The organism is Deltaproteobacteria bacterium, from assembly GCA_009930495.1.
In the GTDB taxonomy this organism is placed as follows: domain Bacteria; phylum Desulfobacterota; class Desulfovibrionia; order Desulfovibrionales; family Desulfomicrobiaceae; genus Desulfomicrobium.
In genome coordinates, this window is sequence record RZYB01000185.1 from 1 (window position 1) to 4,664 (window position 4,664).

Consider the following 4,664-nt stretch of genomic DNA (forward strand, 5'->3'; position numbering starts at 1 on the left):
CCGACGATCCGGCCAGGGCCGCCTTGACTGAATGCAAACTTGTTGCATAAACAGCGTTCCAAAATCATGGAGGATTTCATGAAAAAAACACTATGTTTTCTGATATTGGCAACCCTTGTCACCGTCGGCTCCGTGCTGGCGCAGCCCACGGCCTTTGTCTCCATCGCGCCCCAAAAATACTTCGTGGACAGGATCAGCGGCGGACTGGTCCCGGTTTCGATCATGGTTCAGCCCGGAGCCAATCCCCACGCCTACGAACCCAGGCCCAGGCAGATGATCGACCTGGCCAAGGCCTCTGTCTACTTCTCCATCGGCGATGCGTTCGACATGGTCTGGATGGACCGGATCAAGGGCACCAACCCAGACATCCGCATTGTTCACACGGAAAAAGACGTCCCCAAAGCGTCCATGGAAAATGGACACCACGACGACGGCAAGGCGGCTTCGCACGGCCACGACGCAGACCACCATGGCGGTCACGACGGCCTGGATCCACACATCTGGCTCGATCCGGCCCTGGTCAAGATCCAGGCCCGCAACATCCGGGACGGGCTGTGCGCCATGGACCCCCCGCACGCGGAGCACTACACGGCCAACGCCGAGACGTTTCTGCGGGAGCTGGACGCCCTGGACGCTGAAATCCGGGCCATCCTGGCCCCCATTCCCGAGGAAAAACGCACTTTTCTGGTTTTCCACCCCTCCTGGGGCTATTTCGCCAGGGCGTATGGCCTGCGTCAGGCCGCCATCGAAGTCGAAGGCAAGGAGCCAAGCCCGAGGGAATTGGCCGCGATCATCGAAATGGGCCAGAAACTCGGCACCAAGGTCGTCTTCGTGCAGCCCCAGTTCTCGGAAAAAAGCGCGGCCGTCATCGCCAAGCAGATCGGGGCCAGGGTTGTCCGGCTCGATCCCCTGGCCGCGGAGTGGGCGGGCAACCTGCTCCAGGCGGCCAAGGCCATGGCCGGCGCCCTCAACTAGCAACCCATTCCGGACGCGACCAAGCGCCGCGTCCCTGGAGTCCCATGCATACCGATCACGAATGTTCCAGTTGTTCCGGCCAGATCCAGGCCGGTCCGCCAACACCGCGCCTCGAACCACTCTGGCACGGCGCCGAGCCGGCCATCGAGGTCCATGGCGTGTCCTATGCCTACGACGATCGGGACGTGCTGTCCGACGTCAATCTGAACGTGCGCGGCGGCGACTTCATGGCCGTCATCGGCCCCAATGGTGGCGGCAAAACGACCCTGATCAAGCTCATCCTCGGCCTGCTCACGCCCAGGACGGGTTCGATCCGGGTGCTGGGCGTCGATCCCCGCTGCAACCGCCCGGCCATTGGCTACGTGCCCCAGCACGCCGTGATCCAGCCCAGCTTTCCCATCACCGTGCGCGACGCGGTGCTCCTGGGCCTGCGCCGCAAAGCGGGCGTGCTCGTTTCGGGCCGCTGGCCCGGACATGACGCGGCCAGCCGGCGCAAGGCCATGGACAGCCTGGACATGGTCCAGATGGCCGATTTCGCGGACCGGCGCTTCGACGCCTTGTCCGGCGGACAAAAGCAACGCGTGCTTGTGGCCAGGGCCCTGGTCTCGAACCCGGGGCTGCTCCTTTTCGACGAACCGACCTCGAACATCGACCCCCAGGGCAAGGTCTGCCTGTTCGACCTGCTCTCGGCCCTGAGCGCGTCCATCACCATCGTCATGGTCAGCCACGATCTGATTTCCGCGTCCACCCGCATCACCAGCGTGGCCGTGGTCAACAAGAGCCTCATCCAGAGCCAGGGCCGCGAGCTGACCCCCCAAATGCTCGAACTCGTCTACGGCTCCCACGACGCCACCTGCCCCCTGGACGAATACATCAAGGGCATGTCGACCATCTTCGGACAGTCCCGGAGGTCGGCATGACCGCGATTCTCGGCCTGGAATTCATCCAAAACGCCATTCTGGCGGGTATTCTGGCCAGCGTGGCCTGCGGCGTCATCGGCAGCCTCGTGGTCGTCAACCGGCAGGTTTTCATGGCCGGCGGCGTGGCCCACGCGGCCTATGGCGGCGTGGGCCTGGCCTTTTTTCTCGGGCTGCCGGTCCTGCCGTGCACGGTGGTCTTCACGGCCCTGGCCGCCATGGGCATGGCCCAGGCGTCCTTTGGCCGGGCCGAACGCGCGGACGCCCTGGTCGGCGTGATGTGGGCCGCCGGCATGGCCCTGGGCATCATCCTCATGGACCTCACCCCGGGCTACAACGTGGACCTGATGAGCTACCTCTTCGGCAGCATCCTGGCCGTGCCCACGCGGGACGTCTGGTTCATGGCCGGCCTGGACCTGATCATCATCGGCGTGGTCATGTTCTGGTACAAGGACTTCCTGGCCCTGTCCTTTGACCAGGAATTCGCCCGTTCCACCGGCGTTCCGGTCAGATTGCTCCACACCCTGATGCAGGTTCTGACGGCCGTGACCGTGGTCCTGGTCATCCAGGTGGCCGGGCTGATCCTGGTCATCGCCCTGCTGACCATTCCGCCCATGCTGGCCGAACTGTTCACCGACTCCCTCTGGAAAATGATGCTCCTGGCCACCCTGGCCAGCCTGGTTTTCTGTCTCTGCGGCCTGGCCATTTCCTACCATTTCGACCTCACCTCGGGCGCGTCCATCATCGCCGTGGGCACTCTCGGCTATGTCCTGGCCAGGGGAGGCCGGACGGCGTGGAAAAAATCATGACCCCCAAAATGACCGAAAAAACGGCCAAGACCCGCCTGACCTCGGCCGGATTGGACCCCACCGCCCATCGGACGCGGGTCCTCCTGGCCGTGGGCAACACGGCCCAGCCGTTAAGCGCCGTGGAAATTTTGGAAAAAATCCGAAGCACGGCGAACATCAACCGGGTCACGGTGTACCGGATTCTCGATCTGCTGGTCGAACACGAGGTCCTGAACCGGCTGGACCTGGGCAAGCACGCCCAACGCTTCTGCCTGCGCGGTGTCGAGCGGACCGAGGACCACGCCCATTTCCATTGCACGCGGTGCGACCGCTACCTGTGCATCGACGCCCCCCTCCCACCCCTGGCCCAGGACGTCCTGGCCCGGATGGGCCTGGAAGTGGAACGGGTGGACATCCGTCTGGAAGGTGTCTGCCCGGCCTGCAAGAAAAAATGACCACGACTCCCGCCAGGACAACGGCACGGGGCGTGACCGCGTGGCGATCCGCGTGGGCGGAAATTCTTGAGTCCATCCACGCGCCATGTGTCCCCGCCTTGCCCATGACACTGGAAAAGATTATTATTAACAACTTGGCAAAAACCGTGAAAAATTCCGATAACGACCGCGAAACGCTCGCGGCCAAGCGCCCCTCGCAACCATTTTCAGGAGAGTCGCATGTATTTCAAACAGATACAGGTCCAAGGCCTCGGTTGTTTTTCGTATATGCTCGGGTGCCCGGGCAAGGGCGTGATGATTGTCGTTGATCCGAAACGCGACATTGACGACTACCTTGCCGTTTCTCGCGAAGAAGGCATGCGCATCACGCACATCATCGACACCCACGTCCATGCGGATCACGTTTCCGGAGCGCACGAGCTCGCGGCCCGCACCGGCGCGCCGATCTGCATGCATCCGGACACGCCGGCGACATTCGCCTTCACCCCCCTGCCGGAGGGCACCGTGCTTGAAGCGGGCGCCGCGCGTCTGGAAGTTCTCCATACCCCGGGCCACACGCCGCATTCCATTTCGTTGCTGGTTTCGGATTTGGTCCGTTCGCCGGAGCCCTGGCTGATCCTCACCGGCGATCTTCTTTTTGTCGGCGACATCGGCCGTCCGGATTTGGTGGGCAAGGACGCCTTGGAGGAGCAGGTCCGCAATCTGTACAATTCCCTTTTCGTCAAGCTCGGCGCGCTTCCCGACCATCTCGAAGTCTATCCGGCCCATGGCTCGGGCTCGTTGTGCGGCAAGGGCATGAGCCCCAAGCCAAGCTCGACCCTGGGCTACGAACGCAAGCACAATCCCCGGCTCCAGTACGCATCCTTCGAGGCCTTTTCCGAAGCCATGAGCCAGGATTTTCCCGAACGCCCCAAAAGCTTCACCCACATTATTTCGACCAACGCCCACGGCGCCCAGCTGCTGGAGCGCTGCCCCCTTGAGCAGGCCCTTGGTGTCGAGGATTTTGACCGGTTCATGGCCGCCGGGGCAACCATCATCGACACCCGGGACGGGGCCGCGTTTGGAGGCTGCCACATCCCAGGCTCCCTCAATATCGGTTTTGAAAAACAGATGGCCAACTGGGTCGGCACGGTCGTGGCGCCGGAAGCGAAGATCCTGCTCGTCGTCAACGGTCGGGAGGCCTACGACGCCATGCGCACGGAACTGCACCGCATCGGCTACGACAACATCATCGGCTATCTGGCGGGAGGAATCCAATCCTGGATCTTCGCCGGACGGCAGGCCGACCGGCTGGAACAGATCTCCGCTCCGGAACTGGCGCGGCGAGCCGCATCGGGTGCCGCCCCGATCCTGCTCGATGTGCGCACCACGCCGGAATGGAACCAGGGGCGGATCGCCGGCGCCCAGCACTTGTCCTTCGCGGACATCCTGGCCTCCTGCTGCACCCTGCCCACGGACGACGAAATCGTGGTCTACTGCGGCACGGGATATCGCTCGAACATGGCCGGATCGTTCATGAAAAGTTCCGG

At 63.2% G+C, this 4,664-nt stretch carries 5 protein-coding genes; all 5 read left to right on the forward strand.

Annotated features, from left to right (window positions below):
* Window positions 1-78: 78 nt before the first annotated feature.
* Window positions 79-975, forward strand: a complete 897-nt coding sequence (locus tag EOL86_12105; protein NCD26317.1) for a cation ABC transporter substrate-binding protein — start codon at window positions 79-81, stop codon at window positions 973-975.
* A gap of 44 nt (window positions 976-1,019) precedes the next feature.
* Window positions 1,020-1,895, forward strand: coding sequence for an ABC transporter ATP-binding protein (locus tag EOL86_12110; protein NCD26318.1), 876 nt, complete (start codon window positions 1,020-1,022; stop codon window positions 1,893-1,895).
* Window positions 1,892-2,701, forward strand: a complete 810-nt coding sequence (locus tag EOL86_12115) for a metal ABC transporter permease (protein ID NCD26319.1) — start codon at window positions 1,892-1,894, stop codon at window positions 2,699-2,701. Before EOL86_12110 ends, EOL86_12115 begins: the two co-directional genes overlap by 4 nt.
* Window positions 2,698-3,135 carry a transcriptional repressor gene (locus EOL86_12120; protein NCD26320.1) on the forward strand — a complete coding sequence of 146 codons (438 nt, stop codon included), beginning with the start codon at window positions 2,698-2,700 and terminating at the stop codon, window positions 3,133-3,135. The genes EOL86_12115 and EOL86_12120 overlap by 4 nt, the downstream gene beginning before the upstream one ends.
* Before the next feature lie 219 nt (window positions 3,136-3,354).
* On the forward strand, window positions 3,355-4,664 hold a 1,310-nt coding region (locus EOL86_12125), incomplete at its 3' end, for an MBL fold metallo-hydrolase (GenBank protein NCD26321.1).